Source organism: Bacillus sp. GbtcB14 (assembly GCF_019091205.1).
In the GTDB taxonomy this organism is placed as follows: domain Bacteria; phylum Bacillota; class Bacilli; order Bacillales; family Bacillaceae_G; genus Bacillus_A; species Bacillus_A cereus_AG.
Genome location: NZ_JAGXJT010000002.1, coordinates 68,038 through 84,316 on the forward strand (window position 1 = coordinate 68,038; position 16,279 = coordinate 84,316).

Genomic DNA, 16,279 nt, shown 5'->3' on the forward strand with positions numbered 1-16,279 from the left:
AACCAAAATTGTATTTAATAAAATTTCGCATTACTTTCTACCATATTTGCTATATGAAACGGTAACTCTTCTTTTTTCGATTCCAAATATTTTTGTGATACTGCACCTAAATGTTTTTTATGCGGTATATAAAAAGCACTTATAGAAATCTCATAGTCAAATAAGTAATCATACACATGATAATCTACAAATAGAAGATCATCTTTTGGAAAAGGAACTTCCTTCCCTTGTAAGGCATACATCAAAGCAATATTATTTTCGGATTTTAATCGATACATTCTTGCAAGTTGGTATAATGGCTCAGCCCTAGTTGGTCTATATTCCCACGCTTTTTGAAAATAAAGAACAGCTAATGCTGTATATTGCTCTTCTTGTTTCTTAGCATTTTCTTTTTCATCCGCTTCTGTTACTTCATATTGTTTATTTGCTGAACGGTTTGCTAATTGTTCATAACAAAATCCTATTCGCAATAACGAATAGAACACCTCTTCAACCCATCCCCCTGCTTCCACTCGTTTTTTATACCATTTAATAGAATCTTCAAATTGACTTAAATGAAAATAAGTTTGGGCTAAATAAAATAAATATCTTATATGCAAATCTGGCGTTGTTTCTGGATCATTTAATCCTTGTAACAACAGCCTCTCATCTCTCTCAAACTTATCAGCTTTACTACCACCATCCCCAGGATCGTTAACGACAAGCGTCTCTAGCCTTGCTACTCTTGCAATGTAGTTCGCATCAACTTTGGAACGATCTATATCCCAATACTCATGAGTAACACCTACTGATTTCCATGGTAAAGAAGCTTTTAAAAGGCGTGTAAGCCAATATTTAATATGAATATCATATTGCAATGTAAGATAATGGTCTTCCGTTAAACTAGTCTTATCAAAATCAGGATCAACTTCTAATATCATATCCGCATCTAATATTAATAAATAATCTGCTTCTGGATATGTTTTTTGTGCCAATGAAACAGCTAAACTTCTGTTATAACCAAAGTTTTGAAATGGTTCATGATGAACTGTTCCAGGGATTTCATTTTCTTTACACCAATTTTCAATAATTTCAGGTGTATGATCAGTTGATCCCGTATCGCAAATAGAAACAAAATCTACAATTGATTTTGTAGCATTTAAACACCTTTCCATAATTCTAGACTCGTTTTTAACAATCATACAAAGACATAACTTCTTTTCTTTCCCCACATTCTTCACTTGCTCATTTCCCATTTAACCACCTCATATTTTATTAACACGCTCTTCTCGTATGTAACACTATTTCATAGCTACACTGATGACATAACCATCCTTTTACTATTTATGAAAACTTCATTTTATTTATTCTTATTTTTATGTTAGGACATCTTTCATGCTTCCCTTTATATTTGATACAATCAGTACAAATAAAAAATGATTGATTGCTATTTTTAAACTATAAAAAAAGAAACTTGCGTTTATACACAAGTTTCTTTTCAAACACCATTTCCTATTTTTTCACAACTTCATGTCCACCGAACTGATTACGAAGAGCTGAAACTACTTTTCCGTGGAATGTATCATCTTCTTGAGAACGGTAACGCATAAATAATGACATTGCGATTACCGGTGCTGCCGCTTGAAGTTCAAGTGCCGTTTCAACAGTCCATTTGCCTTCACCTGAAGAGTTCATTACCCCTTTAATGCCATCTAGTTTAGGATCATCTGCAAATGCCTTTTCAGTTAAGTCCATTAACCAACCGCGGATAACTGATCCATTTGCCCATACTTTTGCAACATCTTCATAATTGAAATCAAAATCACTTTTATCTAACACTTCAAAGCCTTCAGCGATTGCTTGCATCATACCGTATTCAATACCGTTATGAACCATTTTTAAGAAATGACCACTTCCAACGCGGCCAGCATAAGAATAGCCATTCTCTACTGCTAAATCTTTAAATAAAGGTTCTAATTGATCGTAAATTTCTTTTTCTCCACCAACCATTAAGCAAGCACCGTATCTAGCTCCTTCTACACCGCCTGATGTTCCGATATCTACGTAATGTAAACCAAAGCTTTTCGCTTCTTCCGCACGGCGTAACGTATCTTTATAGAATGAATTTCCACCTTCAATAACGATATCGCCTTCCTCTAATAATGGATATACATCTTTTAATACTGACTCAACAACTTCTCCCGCAGGTACCATTACCCAAATTGTACGAGGAGCTTCTAGTTCAGCAATCATTTCTTTTAATGTATGGCGAGCAGTAATCCCTAAAGCCCCAGCCTTTTCAACAAGCTCTTTATTTACATCGTATACAACTACTTCATGCTTGTCTTCATATAAATGTTCTGCTAATGGGAATCCCATTTTTCCTAATCCAATTAAACCTAGTTTCATATTAATCAATCTCCCATTCTATACAAATATATTTAATAACGAAATTAATCCAAGTGCTACAACAGATAATATCGTCTCCATTGCAGTCCATGTTAATAATGTTTCTTTCACAGTCATTCCAAAATACTCTTTAATCATCCAAAATCCAGAATCATTTACATGCGATAAAATTAATGACCCTGCACCTGTTGCAAGTGCCAGTAACTCTACATTTACTCCTGGTGTACTTGCCGCAATCGGTGCTACAATTCCAGCTGCTGTCATCATAGAAACTGTAGCAGATCCAGTCGCGATTCGGATAAGTGCCGCAATTCCCCACCCTAATAATATCGGTGAAATATGAGATTCTTTCGCCATTTCTGCGATTGTCGTTCCAATTCCAGAATCTAATAATACTTTATTAAACGCACCGCCTGCACCAATAACTAACAGTATGTTCGCAATAGGTCCTAAGCAATCATTTGTAAATTGTAATACTTTATCTTTTGAAAAACCTTTTGCATAACCAAGACTAAAGAAAGAATATATCGTTGCAATTAATAATGCGACGATCGGATCTCCAATAAAGTGTAATACTTGTGCAAGTTGACTTGTTTTGTTTAGCCCTACTTCCGCAATCGACGCACCTAGCATTAGAAATACTGGAAGTAAAATCGTAAACAATGTATTTCCGAAACTAGGAAGTTCCTTCTTCTTATCTCTTTCAATAAATTGTTCCGCTATATCTAACGGTACTTCTTTATGTATACGAGCACCGATCCATTTCCCGTAAAGCGGACCTGAAATGATTGCAGTTGGAAGTCCGACAATTAATGCATATAAAATTGTCTTCCCTACATCTGCTTTAAAAATCCCTACCGCTGCCATCGCTGCTGGATGCGGTGGCACGAGTCCGTGTACAACGGATAGTCCTGCTACTAGCGGAATACCAATTGTAATAAGTGATACCCCAGTTTCTAACGCAATTGTAAATACTAATGGAATTAGTAGTACAAATCCAACTTGGAAAAACACCGGAATTCCTACTAAAAATGCAACGAACATCATTGCCCAGTGAACACGTTTCTTCCCAAAACGATCAATTAATGTGGTAGCAATTCGTTCAGCACCGCCAGATTCGGCCATCATTTTTCCAAGCATCGTTCCTAATGCTAAAACTATCGCTAAAAACCCTAACGTATTACCAAGCCCTAATTTAATAGAATCGATAATCCCTGGATCTTTTGGTGAAGTTCCAATCAATGGCATTCCCATTGCTAACCCTACACCAATTGCTGTTAAAATTAACGCGACAAATGGATGCCATTTTACTACCGTAATAAGTAAAAGTAGTATGACAACTGCCGCTAGTACGATTCCAACTACCATTTCTCCCAATCCCCCTATTGTTTACGTTGGAAAGCAGCTATACAATCAAATTCTTCTTTCAAGCGATTGTAAAGTCGTTCATACATATAAAACATTTCTAAATATATTGCCGTATTTTCTTTATTCGGTACATGGTGATGAACAATGTCAATCCAATCCTTTACCTCTTCAAGAGAATCAATTTTTCCTACAGCATATAAAGCAAGTGCCGCTGCCCCAAGCGCAGATGCTTCATGACTTTCAGGAACAAGCAATTCTTTTCCCATCATATCGGATAACATTTGTCTCCAAAATGCAGATTTCGCAAATCCTCCTGAAACGCGTATTTCAGTAAGTGGCCCTGTACAATCCCTGATTGCGAGTGCAACAGAGTATACGCTCATACAAACACCTTCCATGACTGCTCGTATAAAATGTTCTCGTTTATGCTGAAGGTTTATTCCAAAGAATGTACCACGAGCATTTGCATTCCAGTAAGGTGCACGTTCTCCAGATAGAAACGGTAAAAATAGCAATCCACCCGCTCCAGCTGGTACACTTTCCGCATATTTAATTAATAGATCATACGGATCAATTCCAAGCTTCCTCGCAACTTCTTGCTCCGGACTACCAAATTCATCACGTAACCATCTCAGTAAAATTCCGCCGTTATTCGTTGGTCCGCCGATCACCCAGTGCTCGTCTGTTAATGCATAACAAAACGTTCTTCCTTTTTCATCTGTATTAACACTTGATGAAATTGTTCGAACTGCACCACTTGTTCCAATCGTAATTGCAGCTGAGCCAGGCGATATTGCTCCAACGCCTACATTCGCAAGAACTCCATCACTTGCACCAATAACAACTGGAGTATCTTCACGAATGCCCATCTTTTGTGCTAATTCAGGTTTCATACCCGATAAAATATATGTAGTTGGCACAGGTGTTGATAATTGTTCTGGTGACATATGTAACATCGTTAAAACATCTTCATCCCAGTTTAATGTTTCTAAATTAAATAACCCAGTAGCTGATGCTATCGAATAATCCACTACGTAACGTGAAAACAATTGATAAATAACATATTCCTTAATGGAAATAAATTTATAAGCACTTGCATATAATTCTGGCTCTTCCTCTTTCATCCACAATAATTTAGAAAGTGGCGACATCGGATGAATTGGTGTACCCGTTCGTCTATAAATTTCATGCCCATTCATATGTTGTAATAATTTTTCCGATTGTTTCGTACTTCTATTATCTGCCCAAATAATAGAACGTGTTAATGGTGCACCGTTTTCATCTACTGCAATTAATGCGTGCATTGCTGTACTAATACCGATTGAAGAAATATCTTCTGGTAACACATTACCCTCTTCGATGGCAACGCTTACAGTTTTGTATACAGCAGCGCATATTACATCAGGATCTTGCTCAGCCCATCCGACGTTCGGTTGTATAATTGGATAATCCACTGCATGTGATGCAACGACTTTTCCTCTTTCTGTGAACACAACCGTTTTTGTACTTGTGGTACCGATATCAATCCCGATTACTCTCCCCCTTGTTTCCATGCGAATCTTCCCTTCGTTTCTAGCAAAATACGATTTAGTAAACCGTTTACATGAATTAGTATATAAAATATTTTTTCTTTAATCAAGTTTTAAGAAGAAAATTTTTTTCAAACCCAAAAAATAGGAGCTGTACAACAACTACCTCCGCAATGGAAATTTTGTGCAATTTGCTCGTTTTTATTGTATTAAGTTCACTCGTCCTTTTATCTTAATAGTCTTAGAGTGCGGATCCTACTATCACTTTATTAACTTGTAAATATATGTTCCATGCTATAAAATCTAATAGTATTTATATTTTTCAGAAAAATAAAACAATACTTTAGGCTTTATTGTATAATGTTGTAAAAAGATGTCGGAGGGATTTAATGTTACATAAAATATCTCAATTCACAATTAAGCTTTCATCAATTCTTTTATCACTGTTACTATTATTAAATTTACCTTATTTATTTATCACTCAACAAGGATTCACCTTTCAACCCATTTATTTTTTTAACCAGATCGTTACTATGTTAAAACAGGTTTTCTCACCTGAATCATTGTTGGTTATAGGATCAGACCCAAAGTTTGGTCATTTAAAAACAACACCATTATTCCCAACTGTTTTAGAACCTTACCTATATTCATTTACTATATTATTTGTAGCCTTTTTAGTTGCGCTCTTTCTATCATCTAGCATGGCATTTTTTTATTTTTTAGCAAAAGATTATATAAAAAAATGGATAAACCGAATTGTGTTCATATTAGAAGCTGTCCCCGATATGATGATAATGATTTGTTTGCAAATATTTTTCATATGGGTACTTCAGAAATTCGGGGAAGCCCCTTTCACCATTATTTCTTTTAATGAAAATCGAGCTTATTTACTCCCTATTTTATCTTTAGCTGTCTTACCTACATTACAAATGTTTCGGATGATGGTGTTATACATAAAAGAAGAACATGGAAAACATTACGTAGAGGTTGCATATGGAAAAGGCCTTTCATCAAGTTATATACTGTGCATTCATTTATTCAAAAATATATCTATCCACTTTTTCCACCATTTAAAAACGATTTTTGTTTTTTTACTTTCTAACTTATTCATTTTAGAATTTGTTTTTAATATGCAAGGCATTATTCAATTTTTATTTAAGAAGGCGTTTATTTCACCTCCAGCTGCATTTATCATACTTGTCATGATTATTTTACCGTTTTATGCCATTTTTCAAATAATTTCTCTCATGATGATTAGATGGCAAAAGCAATTGAAAGGAGCAGCTTTATGAAATCTATTTGGAAATCAAAACGCTTTTTAATCGGCTTTACTTATTTATTCATACTTGTTTCAGCTAGTTTTATTTATAGCTGGTTCTTTAAAGATAACATCCCAAAACCTCCTCAGTTACTTTACAATGACAATAACGAATTACTTGGAAAGGCCCCCTTTCCGCCATCGTTAATACCGCCTTTTGGATCTGATCGTTTTGGAGAGTCTGTTTTCTTACAAATTATAGAAGGAGCAAAATTCACTATATTATTAGCCGTGGCAATTAGCTTCTTTCGAATTTTATTCGGAACATGTATAGGAATTCTCTTAAGTTTATATGCTCCAAAATTCAAGAGATTTTTCCAGGCATGCTCAGAAGTTTTTTACTATATTCCTACTTTATTTATCGCATTTATACTCATCACGCCCGTTAATATTGTAATCATATCAAATGCTGATAGATTAGATCCAAATATTTCATTTGCGTTTTATCAAGTACTCGTACTTATTTTCGTCGCTCTGCCTACACTTTCTTTATATATATCCTCAGAGGTTGATGAGTTTATGAAACAAGATTACATTTTAAGTTCACAATTACTGGGTGCCAGCCGTTTTCATATTATCAAAAAACACTTACGAGTCTTATTACTTGACCGCTTATTTGTGTTATTCATGGAACATATCGTCCAAACACTCATACTCGTTATCCATTTAGCATTGCTTGACATTGTAATTGGCGGGATACAAATGCGGGAACTCTATGACGGAGTGCTCAAACCTGTTTCTTTATCTAATGATTGGGCAGGCCTTATTGGATTAAATCGTTATGAAATGAATCTTTCATGGTGGATTATTTTTTATACTCTCATTTCATTCTTTATTACGATTCTTTTTATTAAACTTATGACAATCGGGATTCAAGATGCACTGAAAGCACGAGATTCGCAAGCTGTAGCAATTCAAACCGTTCCGGATCATAAAAAATTTGTTAAAAATAAAGATTCTTTTTCGTTTGCAAATAAATTAAATCTTTAATCATTTCTCATTAATCGGCATTGATAAAAAAGAAGCTGATCCCTGTTGAATACAGGGATCAGCTTCTTTTTGCCGTCTAACTTTTTTACATGTCCTTTGCTAGACTCATGTTTTGTATATTTAAAGTGAATTATTTACAATCACAATTATGCTGTTTAAAATCGATTACCATACGTCCTTGAATTCTACCTTCTTCCATTTCTTCGAATACATTTTGTACTTTATCTAGAGAACACGTTTGAACAACCGGCACTACTTTTCCTTCTGCCCCAAACATGAATGCCTCCTCTAAGTCCTTACGAGTACCGACTAAAGAACCAACTACTTCAATTCCATCTAATACAAGTCGCGGAATGTTTAAATCCATAGTTTCTACTGGTAAACCTACCGCAACGACTTTACCACACGCACGTACTGCGTCAACTGCTGAGTTGAATGCTACTTTAGAAACGGCTGTTACTACAGCAGCATAAGCACCACCAAACTCATCTTGAACAATCTTATCAGCAGGACCTTGTGAAATTGGATTGATAGTCATATCCGCACCAACCTCTTTTGCTAAGGCTAATTTATCGTCATTAATATCTACTGCAATTACCTTTGCACCAAATACGTTTTTAGCATATTGAATAGCTAAGTTACCTAATCCACCACAACCATAGATGACGATAGGTTGACCAGGTTTAATATCTGATACTTTTATTGCTTTATATGTAGTTACGCCCGCACATGTGATTGATGATGCTTGAGCAGGATCTAATCCTTCTGGTACTTTCACCGCATAATCAGCTGTAACAATACATTGTTCCGCCATACCACCATCTACTGAATAACCAGCATTCTTAACTTCACGGCAAAATGTTTCTCTACCAGTTACGCAATATTCACAACGTCCACAAGATTGGAACATCCATGCAATACTTACACGATCACCTATCTTTAGTGAAGTAACATCATCAGCAATTTTCGTAACAATACCTACACCCTCATGACCAAGAATACGGCCATCTGTGTTTCCAAAATCATGATTTGCAACGTGTAAATCAGTATGACAAACCCCACAATACTCTACATCTACTAACGCTTCACCTGAGTGTAACGGACGTAATTCCTTTTCAATAACTTCAATGTTTGCTTTACTATTTTTATTAACTACTACTGCTTTCATATGTGATCTCCCCTTTAGTGTTTTAGAATTTTAATGAGTACATCTCACAACTTCTGTCTTCACTGATTTGGCTAATCATTATGCCAAATTTAAATGTTCAATCATCATTACACGTTCATCATAACATGTAATTTTAAAAGCTTATTGCTAAATATTGAACAATATTTGAATTATTAACCAAATATTTTCTTACTATATTTAAAGAAATGCAAAAAAATATAGAGGTTAAAAATATTGTTTTAAACTTTGGGAGATTAAAAGTAGTATATTTCTATAGACTATTAGAACCTTTACATTTAGCAAATATATCAACAATTATTCACCATTACCAAAAGCCTTCTATTACTATATTTAGGTCATACACTTTAAACGCAATAAAATCAAAGACAGGAACTTATTTGTTCCTATCTTTTTATAACGTGGTGAGGCTCTACATCCATCTATTTAAGAAATCCCGCCCGCCTATAATCCCTAGTATAGAAACGGAATAATTCGCCAAGTCTTGGACTGATATTGCTTATATTGTTCACCAAATAGCGTAATAAGGACTCTCTCCTCAATTTTTATACGATACGAATACACAAGGAAAAATAATATGATATTTATGATAACAGCAATGAATGAAGATGAAGATATAGCAAATCCTAAAAAGGTCAAAAAAGAGCCTAAATAACCAGGATGACGAACATATTTATAAAGACCGTTTTGAATTAACTTATGTCTCCCTTGCATTCCGACATTCCTACTGTAAAATCTACCTAAAATTTTCATTGAAGAAAATCTTATCCATACACCGATTAGCGCGATAATAACACCGAAAAACAGCAATGAATTAAGCTTATTTACTGTAAAGAAATACATAATCTCTGGAATGGTTAACATCAATGCAAATACTACTCCGATAAAAAAACTAGAACCACGATTTTGTTTTTCTTCTTTAATAGGTGAACTTCTATAAAACTCTAATAATAAATACAGAAGAATAGGTAAATAAGCTATGAGAAACATAATTATTTATCCTTTCAATACAAATATTTTATAACTAACTCTCTTTTTACCCCAATCTGATTTGTCAGTTTGTCGTTCTATTTACCAATGTTTATTTCTCTAACCCTCATTAAACATCCTCCAAGGCTTTGTCTTCCTCCCATATGCCAAACAAACGATTCAAATTTCATATCTACATTATACGAATTGAGTTGAATATTCATTCTTTTTATTCATTATGCAAACAAAAAAGGATAATCAGCCCCATAACGGACTAACTATCCTATAAGTGATTTTCTAAATTTAACATTTGAAGGACTTTTTATATTCGTTTCATCGAAATTGTTTCACGTATGCTTTGTAAATTTTGCAATGTTTCTTCTTGGCGTTGTAACGATAATCCAACATATAAAGTATCTAATAAACTTAACTGTGCTAATCTTGATGAACTAGCTTCTGTACGGAATTCCGTCTCGCGTGTAGAAGTATAAAGTGTTATATCAGCAAGTTGACTTAATGCTGATTTCTGATAGCTCGTAATCGCAATAATGCGAGCTCCCCTTGCTTTTGCTACTTCTAACGCTTCCAGTAACCCTTTATTGCTACCAGAATGAGAAATTGCAATGACCACTGCTTCTTTAGTTAGTAAACCCGCACCCATAATTTGAAAATGTGAATCTGTATGAGCAATACAAGAAATACCAGTTCTCATAAATTTATGATATGCATCCATCGCAATAATACCGGAACCACCATTTCCATAAAACTCAATACGGCTTGTATCTTGCAATACTTTTACAGCTTGCTCTAGTGCTGTATCGTTTAGCAAATGCAATGTATCTTGCAGTCCTGTAATATGCGAATGAAAAACTTTTTTAGCAACAGTTACCATACTATCTTCCGCCGATACTTCTTCATGAATATTTTGCATTGGAGTATGTACAATTTCACGAGCTAATGTAATCTTTAAATCTTGAAACCCTTGAAAACCAAGGTGCTTACATAAGCGGAATATCGTAGCTTCGGAGCTATTCGTAACTTCAGCTAATTCTGTAATAGATTTATGTACAACATCTTGTGGATGTTCCAATATATGTTCAGCAATACTTCGCAATTTCGGTGATAAACCGTTTAACGAAGCCTGAATCTTTCCAAGCCCACTTCTTGTACCTGGCATAGCATATCTTCCCCTTCCATCGTAGCTTTATCCCGTAAAAACCCAATTGTTGCGGGATAATAATCAGTGGGAATGCCCCACTGATTAAAGTTTCACTTTATTGTACCTAATTATTGAAAGAAGAAAAACCTTTATTCAAAATCACTATACATTTTTAATTACTTCTATGTATTCTGTCATAACATATGACTATATTATTCATACTTAATATTATTTCTTCTCATGCTTCACCGCATATAATGCAGCTTGCGTACGATCATCTACTTCCAATTTAGCTAAAACATTTGAAACATGTGTTTTCACAGTTTGTTCTGTAATATGAAGCTCTGCTGCAATTTCCTTATTACTTCTTCCTTTCGCAATTTCACGAAGTACCTCTTGCTCTCTTTTCGTTAACATGGAAAAAGGGTTTTCTTGTTCTTTCTTGACTGCTGATCGTCCTAATAGTGCTGGTGTTACTTTCGGATGAAAATTCGCATTTCCTTCATGTACTGCAATGATAGAAGCTACAAGTTGCTCAGGTTGTACTTCTTTTAATTGATAACCATCTGCTCCAGCTTCTAGTGCTGGTAAAACATAATCTTGCTCTGAAAAACTGCTTAATATAAGTATCTTAATTGTCTCATCATATTGTTTTATTCGTTTTGTTGCTTCAATACCATCCATCTTCGGCATTGATAGATCCATTAATACTATATCTGGCCTTTCTGCTTGGACAAATGTTAATGCCTCTTCACCATTTTCTGCTTCCCCAACAATTTCAAATTCTTCTCTCGTTTTCAAAAAGAATACAAGTCCTCTTCGAACGATATGATGATCCTCAACTAATAGTAATTTAATCTTCAATCTTCTTCTCCCCTTCAAACCGGCAATTGAATTTCAATTTTCGTACCCTTTTTTAGCTCCGTTTTTATTTGAAACGATCCCCTCATTAACTGAATACGTTCCTTCATACTTTTTAAACCGAGCGCTGTCTCTCTTACGTGATCTTGTATAAATCCTATTCCGTTATCCTCTATGTAAAAATATAGCTGGTTATTTTCTATTTTTAAAAGAATATTTACCTTTTCGCATGAAGCATGTTTTTTACAATTATGTATTGCTTCTTGACTAATACGCCATAAAACTTCTTCTATTTCATCTCCAATTGAAACCATTCCATCAATTCGAACTTCCACATGAATCCCTAACAACTTTCCGTAAGTTTTAATTGCTTCTGCTAAACCTTTCTCTAATCCTTCTGGTCTTAATTGCCAAATCAAAAGTGTCATCTCTTGTAATGCTTCCTGTGATAATTCTCCAATATAGCTCAACATCTCTTGCAAGTCTCTATCTTGCGTCATATTTAGAGTACCTTTTGCTGTTAGCATAATAGAAAATAGCAATTGTTTTACTGAATCATGTAAATCACGAGCTAATCGATTTCGTTCTGCTACAACCACGTATTTACGCTCTCTTTCCACTAACTGAATACGCTGTATTGTCGTTCCAATTTGAAATGCAATTGATTCTAATAATGCTAATTCTTCCTCTGAAAAATGTGTTTTTTGAGGAGAGGCGACATTTAATAGACCGAACTTCTCCGATCCAGATCTAAGGGGAATTGTCGCATGATGCGTAACATCTTCGGTATCTCCCCAATTACATTCAATCGCATCCTCTATTCGCTTACATTCAATAATATTTGTCGCTTTTTCCAATCTGCCATTCACAAAACGCTCTACACACCAGCAATCTCCTTCACACATCGGCTTCTTTTCTTGCCACGTAAGAGCTGGCGGTAAGTTTTGATCTACAAGCATACGGTGCTTTCCACTTTCATCAATAAAAAAGATCCACCCTGTTTGTAAATTCATAACTTGTAACAATGTATGTAACACTTTTTCTAACATGTCCTGTAAGTCTGTTGCTTCATTTAATAATTCAGCAATTGCTTTTAATGCTTCTAAACGATGCATCTCTTTTTCTTCAAAGTTCATTTTCATCACCAACTACCATTATAACATTAAGAAATTTCTAAATTCTACAAATTAAAAAGAACTGAATTCCTTCAGCTCTTTCTTTATATCAATCATTTTATTATTATTTTTCTATCCAATATTGAAAGCAAAATTCTCGTTAATAAACTGTTCTACTTTAGCTGTCCGATAAAGATTGTCCACCATGGTTATGTAAACTTTCAGTAGTAACGAACATATTGGACGCTGGCATTTGTACTTGATTCTTATGGAACATAGACATTAATTCAAATCTTACTTGTCTAGAAGTTTCAAAATAATCTTCTGGCTTTATTAAACCTGTCATACAAAATTCATATCCAACGTATTTCAGGTTCGGGTTTAAATCTGTAACACCAACATATTTAAATGGTTCAACAGCTTCATCATCTACTTTATAAAGACTTGGAGCCAATTTTTCATTACAATTCACACAAACCTCTTCTAACAATTCCTTTACTCTTGTAGGATCTTCCTGATAACTTACCGTAATCCGTTCAATTACTCGCATCCAGCCTTTATTAAAATTTTGTATCGTTCTAATCTCTCCATGTGGTATGGTAAGGAGTTTTCCTGACCATTCACGAATTTGCATAAAACGAATACTAATTTCCTCAATCGTTCCTGAGTTTGTTCCGTTAAAAGTAACAAAATCGCCAACACGAAACTCTTTGTCCGCTAATCTCGCAAAGCCTAATATAACATCTTTCAGCATCTGTTGTGCAGCAAAACCGATAACAACCCCCGCTATCCCTGCACCTGCAATGATACTTTTTATATCTACAAATTGGCTAATTAAATATATGATTAGACTGATGATAATGATGTATCTAAAAATAGATCGAATCACACTTTGAATCGTTTGCTCTACCTCTTCATCAAAAAAGCTTGATTTCCTAAAAAACCAATCAATAATACGGTTGATCACAAATGAGATAATGATTAGAACTAAAGCAAATAGTAAAAATCTTAAAAGTAAAAACTCTCTTACATAATTAAAAAATTCTTCAGTATACGTTAATACACTCATCCATCCACTTCCTTAACTAATGAAAATTTCATGCAAAACTAATTTATTTTCATAATTTTTGTTTTTTTAAAACATGTGACACACTCTTCTATAAATATACCCTTTTTCATTATCTAAAGGGAGCTGACAATTAAAATTTTTTAAATGACTTTACTTTAAGATTACACTACTCATCTTAATAAAAGGAAAACATTTACATGACATTGAATAGTTCATTTGAAAATATTTTGACTTGCGGAGGTTAGTAACAATGGGCTATATCGAAGAACTAAGAGAAGTTATTGGATCAAGACCAATCTAGCTGGCGTTGCTGTAGCTGTTTTCAATGAACAAGGACAAATATTACTTCAACAAAGACGAAGTGGTACTTGGGCTGTCCCTGGTGGATTCGTTGAACTTGGTGAATCAACAGAAGAAGCCGGAAGACGAGAAGTGCTTGAAGAAACAGGGATTGAAATAGGAACTTTACAGTTAATAAACGTATTTTCTGGACAAGAATTTTTTGTAAAATTACCGAACGGACATGAATTTTACCCTATAACAATCGCATATCTTTGCAAAGACATTACAGGCGGTACGTTAAAAGCTGATGGAATTGAATCATTACATGTACAATTTTTTGATTTAAATGAGTTACCTGAAAAAATTAGTCCGTTCATAAAAAACTAATCGAGCAAAACCTCGTCTCAATTTAAACGTAAAAAGAGGCCTTTTTAAAGGCCTCTTTTTTACTTTACTTCTGCATGTAAGCATGACTTAAAATGTCCAAGTGCAAATTCATGTCCTTGCTCATTAAAAGATGCAACCGCCTTTTCATAAACTACAATTTTAAATCCTTTATTATAAGCGTCTACTGCTGTGTGGAGAACACAAATATCAGTACAAACACCAACAAGATGAACCTCTTCTATTCCTCTTTCTCTTAACTTCATCTCTAAGTCTGTTCCTGCAAATGCACTATATCGTGTTTTATCCATATAATATACATTCTCTGCATTTTTATATGTTTCGTACACATCTTGTAATTCACCAAACAAACCTCTTCCATTAGTACCTGCTATATTATGAGGCGGGAATAACTTTGATTCTGGATGATATACATCGTTTTCTTCATGTTTATCAATCGCAAAGACAACGTAATCTCCATTTTCAATATATTGCTTCGTTATATGTACAATTTCCTTCTCAATTTCTTGTCCTGGTTTCCCACATGTTAAAGCACCTTTTTCAGCTACAAAATCATATGTATAATCAATATTAATAAGAGCTCGTTTCATAACTACTCTCTCCCCTTCTTCTGTTTCACAGTAAACAATAGAAAATTTGTTATTACGACACCATATGTTTTATTCGACATATTAAATATAAATCCTACATTTTTCTTACAAAAATTTATCTTAATCTGAGTTTATCATAGAACAGGTACACAATTGTAAAACATACAGCTCCAATTAACAAATCATAAATTTGATAATTGAGCGTAACTTCTATTGTCTCTTGTAAAGTAAACCAAATTATCGACATTATTATAATGAATAAGAAAATACGAATACATCGCTTCAAGCTTTCAATTCCTTTCTCTTATATAATAAAGAATAACAGCTTCCTATTCATACTAGAAAGTGAAACAAAGTATTCTCTATTATATTGTTCAATCCAAACAAAAAAGCACACTACTTTTTGAGTAATGTGCTTTTTATTCTTATTAAGACGCAGGTTTTGTCTCAAATGTTGCTTGATTAAAACTAATAACCTTTCCTTTTGGGTCATTGTTTTCATACTGAACTGCAGTAACCGTATGATTACCTGTCTCAAGCGTCTTGTCTTTTAATTGTACTGTTGTCTGTGTTGTACTAGTGACTTGATGTTTATCTGCATATACTTGATCTACAAATATAAATGTTTCTTTATCGTTTTGAAAATTAGAAAGCTCTAATTCAACTTGCTGAATTAAAGTATCCTTTTTGATAAACACAGCCGGGATATTTCCATTTTCAGAGGTGCCATCTGGAGTAATAACTTTCACTTTGCCTTCTCCGACTGGCACCGCTCCTTCAGGAAATACAACTATATTCTCATTACTTGCGTTTACAACTTTTTCTTCCTGCTTTGATTGTGTATCCCCTTTTTCCTGTGGAGTACCGCAACCAACTAGTAACAATACAGACAATCCAGTGATTATGAATTTTTTCAAAATTCATCCCCCCTGTCATTTCATTATAATTTATTATACAAAAATAACTTTTACATTTTAAGACTACTTTCAACACTTTCATGAACAAATAGAATATTGCTCACGATTAATGTATCATACTTTCCTTAATAGA

At 34.2% G+C, this 16,279-nt stretch carries 15 protein-coding genes and 1 pseudogene; 3 read left to right on the forward strand and 13 right to left on the reverse strand.

Annotated elements, in window-relative coordinates; genetic code table 11:
• Window positions 1–14 precede the first annotated feature (14 nt).
• From KVT31_RS05340 to gntK, 4 genes are all read right to left on the reverse strand, one after another.
• A complete protein-coding gene (locus tag KVT31_RS05340; RefSeq protein WP_088096305.1) occupies window positions 15–1,235 on the reverse strand; it encodes a tetratricopeptide repeat-containing glycosyltransferase in 1,221 nt (406 codons plus the stop codon).
• A gap of 256 nt (window positions 1,236–1,491) precedes the next feature.
• Window positions 1,492–2,388 carry a phosphogluconate dehydrogenase (NAD(+)-dependent, decarboxylating) gene (gene gnd, locus KVT31_RS05345; RefSeq protein ID WP_000765992.1) on the reverse strand — a complete coding sequence of 299 codons (897 nt, stop codon included), beginning with the start codon at window positions 2,386–2,388 and terminating at the stop codon, window positions 1,492–1,494.
• An 18-nt stretch (window positions 2,389–2,406) separates the two neighbouring features.
• Window positions 2,407–3,756 (reverse strand): GntP family permease, encoded by a 1,350-nt coding sequence (locus tag KVT31_RS05350; protein ID WP_140392446.1) that lies wholly within the window; start codon window positions 3,754–3,756, stop codon window positions 2,407–2,409.
• Between the two features lie 14 nt (window positions 3,757–3,770).
• Window positions 3,771–5,309 (reverse strand): gluconokinase, encoded by a 1,539-nt coding sequence (gntK, locus tag KVT31_RS05355; RefSeq protein WP_088096303.1) that lies wholly within the window; start codon window positions 5,307–5,309, stop codon window positions 3,771–3,773.
• 365 nt (window positions 5,310–5,674) lie between these two features.
• On the opposite strand from gntK, the gene KVT31_RS05360 reads away from it, so the two are divergent.
• Window positions 5,675–6,577, forward strand: coding sequence for an ABC transporter permease subunit (locus KVT31_RS05360; RefSeq protein ID WP_088096302.1), 903 nt, complete (start codon window positions 5,675–5,677; stop codon window positions 6,575–6,577).
• Entirely contained in the window at window positions 6,574–7,593 is a 1,020-nt protein-coding gene (locus tag KVT31_RS05365; protein WP_140392445.1) for an ABC transporter permease, read from the forward strand. Before KVT31_RS05360 ends, KVT31_RS05365 begins: the two co-directional genes overlap by 4 nt.
• A gap of 130 nt (window positions 7,594–7,723) precedes the next feature.
• Here the strand turns inward: KVT31_RS05365 and adhP are convergent, their stop codons facing one another.
• The 6 genes from adhP to KVT31_RS05395 form a co-directional block, all read right to left on the reverse strand.
• Window positions 7,724–8,761: an alcohol dehydrogenase AdhP gene (gene adhP / locus KVT31_RS05370; RefSeq protein ID WP_000649117.1), complete on the reverse strand. Its 1,038-nt coding sequence runs from the start codon at window positions 8,759–8,761 to the stop codon at window positions 7,724–7,726.
• A gap of 471 nt (window positions 8,762–9,232) precedes the next feature.
• Entirely contained in the window at window positions 9,233–9,769 is a 537-nt protein-coding gene (locus KVT31_RS05375; protein ID WP_088096300.1) for a methyltransferase family protein, read from the reverse strand.
• A 301-nt stretch (window positions 9,770–10,070) separates the two neighbouring features.
• Window positions 10,071–10,925, reverse strand: a complete 855-nt coding sequence (locus KVT31_RS05380; protein ID WP_088096299.1) for a MurR/RpiR family transcriptional regulator — start codon at window positions 10,923–10,925, stop codon at window positions 10,071–10,073.
• A gap of 210 nt (window positions 10,926–11,135) precedes the next feature.
• Complete coding sequence (gene casR, locus KVT31_RS05385; protein WP_088096298.1) at window positions 11,136–11,771, reverse strand: two-component system response regulator CasR; 636 nt, start codon at window positions 11,769–11,771, stop codon at window positions 11,136–11,138.
• 14 nt (window positions 11,772–11,785) lie between these two features.
• Window positions 11,786–12,904, reverse strand: a complete 1,119-nt coding sequence (locus KVT31_RS05390; RefSeq protein WP_088096297.1) for a GAF domain-containing sensor histidine kinase — start codon at window positions 12,902–12,904, stop codon at window positions 11,786–11,788.
• A gap of 157 nt (window positions 12,905–13,061) precedes the next feature.
• Window positions 13,062–13,952, reverse strand: a complete 891-nt coding sequence (locus tag KVT31_RS05395) for a mechanosensitive ion channel family protein (protein WP_088096296.1) — start codon at window positions 13,950–13,952, stop codon at window positions 13,062–13,064.
• 250 nt (window positions 13,953–14,202) lie between these two features.
• Between KVT31_RS05395 and KVT31_RS05400 the strand changes: the two are divergent.
• Window positions 14,203–14,647 (forward strand): annotated as a pseudogene (locus KVT31_RS05400) (NUDIX hydrolase).
• A gap of 33 nt (window positions 14,648–14,680) precedes the next feature.
• Here the strand turns inward: KVT31_RS05400 and KVT31_RS05405 are convergent.
• The 3 genes from KVT31_RS05405 to KVT31_RS05410 all read right to left on the reverse strand — a co-directional run bounded on the left by KVT31_RS05405 (window position 14,681) and on the right by KVT31_RS05410 (window position 16,146).
• Window positions 14,681–15,229 (reverse strand): cysteine hydrolase family protein, encoded by a 549-nt coding sequence (locus tag KVT31_RS05405; protein ID WP_088096295.1) that lies wholly within the window; start codon window positions 15,227–15,229, stop codon window positions 14,681–14,683.
• 115 nt (window positions 15,230–15,344) lie between these two features.
• Entirely contained in the window at window positions 15,345–15,524 is a 180-nt protein-coding gene (locus tag KVT31_RS30680) for a hypothetical protein (RefSeq protein ID WP_226545510.1), read from the reverse strand.
• Between the two features lie 133 nt (window positions 15,525–15,657).
• A complete protein-coding gene (locus tag KVT31_RS05410; RefSeq protein WP_088096294.1) occupies window positions 15,658–16,146 on the reverse strand; it encodes a putative periplasmic lipoprotein in 489 nt (162 codons plus the stop codon).
• Window positions 16,147–16,279 lie beyond the last annotated feature (133 nt).

Excerpts from the sequence above, each read along its gene's own strand:
- KVT31_RS05395 (WP_088096296.1), bottom strand. The coding sequence starts at position 13,952 with ATGAGTGTATTAACGTATACTGAAGAATTTTTTAATTATGTAAGAGAG.
- KVT31_RS05375 (WP_088096300.1), bottom strand. The coding sequence starts at position 9,769 with ATGTTTCTCATAGCTTATTTACCTATTCTTCTGTATTTATTATTAGAG.
- KVT31_RS05360 (WP_088096302.1), top strand. The coding sequence starts at position 5,675 with ATGTTACATAAAATATCTCAATTCACAATTAAGCTTTCATCAATTCTT.
- KVT31_RS05365 (WP_140392445.1), top strand. The coding sequence starts at position 6,574 with ATGAAATCTATTTGGAAATCAAAACGCTTTTTAATCGGCTTTACTTAT.
- gntK (WP_088096303.1), bottom strand. The coding sequence starts at position 5,309 with ATGGAAACAAGGGGGAGAGTAATCGGGATTGATATCGGTACCACAAGT.
- KVT31_RS05405 (WP_088096295.1), bottom strand. The coding sequence starts at position 15,229 with ATGAAACGAGCTCTTATTAATATTGATTATACATATGATTTTGTAGCT.
- adhP (WP_000649117.1), bottom strand. The coding sequence starts at position 8,761 with ATGAAAGCAGTAGTAGTTAATAAAAATAGTAAAGCAAACATTGAAGTT.
- KVT31_RS05350 (WP_140392446.1), bottom strand. The coding sequence starts at position 3,756 with ATGGTAGTTGGAATCGTACTAGCGGCAGTTGTCATACTACTTTTACTT.
- gnd (WP_000765992.1), bottom strand. The coding sequence starts at position 2,388 with ATGAAACTAGGTTTAATTGGATTAGGAAAAATGGGATTCCCATTAGCA.
- KVT31_RS05390 (WP_088096297.1), bottom strand. The coding sequence starts at position 12,904 with ATGAACTTTGAAGAAAAAGAGATGCATCGTTTAGAAGCATTAAAAGCA.
- KVT31_RS05380 (WP_088096299.1), bottom strand. The coding sequence starts at position 10,925 with ATGCCAGGTACAAGAAGTGGGCTTGGAAAGATTCAGGCTTCGTTAAAC.
- KVT31_RS05340 (WP_088096305.1), bottom strand. The coding sequence starts at position 1,235 with ATGGGAAATGAGCAAGTGAAGAATGTGGGGAAAGAAAAGAAGTTATGT.